The following is a 3,216-nucleotide window of genomic DNA, read 5'->3' on the forward strand; positions in this document are numbered from 1 at the left end:
GTGCGGGCGTCGCTGACCATATGCTCGAAGCCGCGCCATTCGGCGGCGAGAATGAACAGCGTTTTCCTGTCGGTGCCGCCCAGCATGCAGGCAAAGCAGCCGCGATCGACGGTCACTGTCTGCAGCACCTCGCCGCCTTCACGCACCCGCACGCAACGCTTGTTGGGAACATCCGCATACCAGGCCGCCCCTTCGGCATCGAGGCAGATGCCGTCGGGATAGCCGTCGAGGTCGGCCCAGACCCTTCGGTTGGCAAGGCTGCCGTCGGCGGCAATGTCGAAGGCGGTCAGCCGATTGGCATGGGATTCCGCGACAATCAGCGTCTTGTTGTCCGGGCTCACTGCCATGCCGTTGGCAAAGGCGATATTTTCCGCCACCTGCCGGACCGCGCCGTCCGGCGTGATCAACACGATGGTGCCGGGGCTGAAATGCTCGCCAGAAGCCGGCGCCGGTCCGCCGCCATTGACATAGGTGTTGCCGCGCCCGTCGACGACGATCTCGTTCCAAGGGCTTTTCGACAGGTCACGCAAATCGGCGCGAGTGACGAGGCTCCCGTCGGCCTCCTGTCGTAGCAGCAGCCCTTCGCGGCCGGAGATGACGAGCAGGCGGCCATCCGGCAGCCAGTCAATGGAGTAGGGCAGGACAGCCGGTACGGTGAGCATGACCTCGCGGTTGCCGTCGGCATCGACGGCGATAATCTCGCCGGTGCCCCAGTTGCAAAGCCACAGCCGTCCGTCATGCCAGCGCGGCGACTCGCCGAAAGCGAGACCGGCAGTGACGAGATGCGCTTGGGGGGCAGGTGGTTTCTGCATGTAGGGGACTCCTTGTTGAGTGCGTCAGCATCGCCAAATGGTCCATGATGGCGCTGTCTCACCAAGGACGGGCGAGGCAGCGGTCTGCCGACAGGCACAGAACCGATAATTTTGGTTTGGCTGCTCTTTGCTGAGTTCGCGACGAAGCCTCGAGGTCAGTTTTTGGAGTGTTCTTCAAACTATCGGTTGAAGTGTTCTTCAAAATATTGGTAAGACGCAGTGAAAATGAATTTCAAGCGCCTTTTTATCCACTTTTCCAAGTGATATTCTGCTGACAGACTCTGATCTACCGGTATTGCTTTCCTCCGGGTAAGAAGGCTTTGGAATGTTCGGAATTTTTTCGCGAAAGAAAAGGCTGCAGCAGTCGACAACGATTTCGGCGCACCAGCCGGAGCAACCGACGGCCAGTCCGCGCGTGACTTCAATTGTTGTCCCGTTTTCAGCAGTCGAGCGCGCCGCTAAGGAAAACTACGTTGCTGACCTCGTGACTGCAGTCATGGATTTCGTGACCGCAATGTTTGATCAGGGCCTCTACAAAGATCACGAAATACCGCCGTCAGCGAGGCAGTTTTTTCACGCTTACCTATACGGGATGGAAGTGGCTAATGGCGGCCATAGCCAATTTATTCACAATTACCGTGATCACCTCGATAAAGTCACCTCGGATGTGCATTTGGCTTTGGCTGGAATGCGAGCAGAAAACCATTTAGCTATTTTGAAACAGATGGTTGCTTGGGTCCGGGAACATCCCAAGGAAGCGGAGGAACAGACTGGATTCGAAGGTGGCCGCGCTGATTTCCTTGATGGACTCGACGATCTTTTTTACAAGGAGGAAGACAGCGTCCCGATGCTTGCCCGCGCAGTGGGTTGGATAGCCTCCTGGCCTGAACTGGAGATTGTCGACGATGCCGAATGCCAGGAGGCCACTCTTGACATTGTGATGGCCAACTCCAGGCGCGAACCTCGATTGCGCCATCGTTCGGTGTTCCATCTGAAAGCAGTGATGACGAGCCGACTTGAAGTGGGCATCGGGCTCGCCTGTGCAGCTTTGCCGCAGCCCGAGGTTAAGCTCGGGCTCGGCAAAGGACGGATGTTGGACATAGATGGCGAGAAGCAGATGACATTTCCGGTCGTAACCAACGCCGGCAGGGTGCGTTTGTGCGTAGTCACGCCAACGCATGCGGCTGCATACCAGTACCTGGCTGCTGATGGTACAGAACTGCAACTCGACCTCGGACCGGTCGATAGCGTTGATGAGTTACTTGGCGAAGGTGCTCCACGTGTCGGTCTGAAGCTGTCGCATGTCGGCGCTGATTCAATAGCGACAGTCATCGAACTGGCTGATGAATACGGGGCACCAGCAGCCCTCGACCTTCTTTTGCGCAGGGCTGGAATTGATACGGCAGGAGCAGTTGCTTTGCCATCGATGCTGATTCCGAGCGAGGGAGGATCGGTCGTCAGTTGGACAGTTGCTGCTGACGGTAGACTGCTGTTTTTGGTGTCCTCTCCCAACGGGAGCGCGCTCTTGAGGTCGGGCGCCGAAGATCCGCTGGCGGATGCCCATAGGCTTGAGATCGAAGAACATTTTGTGCGCGCCGAAGCCGATGGTGCCAACTGATCTGGGCTGATTGTCTCGTAATTCTGACGCCAGTGGCACAGGCATGCGAGCCGGTCGCGACCTCACGAACGCGGAGCGTTCGGCTATCCTGAGGCGACAGGCCCTTGCCCGTTCGCCCGCGCCGCCGATTGTTGCGTTGCGGCGAGGGGGGCTTTCGGCTATTGAGGCCGGACTTGAAACGGAGCCTGTTTTTAGCTGATGAGCCTTGTCGATACGGTCAAGAACGCGTTCGTACCGATCCATCGCGAAGGCTATCCCTTCATCGCGGCCTTTGGCGCGGCGACGCTTTTCCTCGGCTATTTCTCCTCGGTCCTGTTCTGGATCGGTCTGATCCTGACGGCCTGGTGCGTTTATTTCTTCCGCGATCCCGAGCGCGTCACGCCGGTCGACGACCGCTTGGTGGTCAGCCCCGCCGACGGCATCATCTCGGCGGTCGGGCCGGCCGTGCCGCCGCGCGAACTCGGCCTCGGCAATGTCGAGATGACCCGCATCTCGGTGTTCATGAATGTCTTTTCCTGTCACGTGAACCGCGCCCCGGTACGCGGTCGTATCGTCAGGATCGAACACCGGCCCGGAAAATTCCTCAACGCCGAACTCGACAAGGCCAGCACCGAGAACGAGCGCAACGGCCTGGTCATCGAAAGCCCCAACGGCACGATCGCCGCCGTCCAGATCGCCGGCCTGGTGGCGCGGCGGATCGTCTGTTGGGCCGAGGCGGGCGGCTCGATCGGCACCGGCGAGCGTTTCGGCTTGATCCGCTTCGGCTCGCGCGTCGATGTCTTCCTG

Annotated in this window: 3 protein-coding genes; 2 read left to right on the forward strand and 1 reads right to left on the reverse strand. The window is 59.3% G+C overall.

What is annotated here, in order from left to right; translation table 11 throughout:
- On the reverse strand, positions 1 to 812 hold an 812-nt coding region (locus EN925_RS29335; protein WP_164894462.1), incomplete at its 3' end, for an SMP-30/gluconolactonase/LRE family protein.
- Between the two features lie 325 nt (positions 813 to 1,137).
- Here EN925_RS29335 and EN925_RS29340 point away from each other — a divergent pair.
- Positions 1,138 to 2,430 carry a DUF4375 domain-containing protein gene (locus EN925_RS29340; RefSeq protein WP_013532544.1) on the forward strand — a complete coding sequence of 431 codons (1,293 nt, stop codon included), beginning with the start codon at positions 1,138 to 1,140 and terminating at the stop codon, positions 2,428 to 2,430.
- A 198-nt stretch (positions 2,431 to 2,628) separates the two neighbouring features.
- Positions 2,629 to 3,216: phosphatidylserine decarboxylase (locus tag EN925_RS29345; protein WP_128337118.1), on the forward strand; the 588-nt coding region annotated here is incomplete at its 3' end.

Origin of the sequence: Mesorhizobium sp. M7A.F.Ca.US.006.04.2.1, assembly GCF_004022915.1 — a bacterium.
GTDB classification, from domain to species: Bacteria; Pseudomonadota; Alphaproteobacteria; order Rhizobiales; family Rhizobiaceae; genus Mesorhizobium; species Mesorhizobium ciceri.

Coding starts and splice junctions, on each gene's coding strand:
- EN925_RS29340 (WP_013532544.1), top strand. CDS start 1,138: ATGTTCGGAATTTTTTCGCGAAAGAAAAGGCTGCAGCAGTCGACAACG.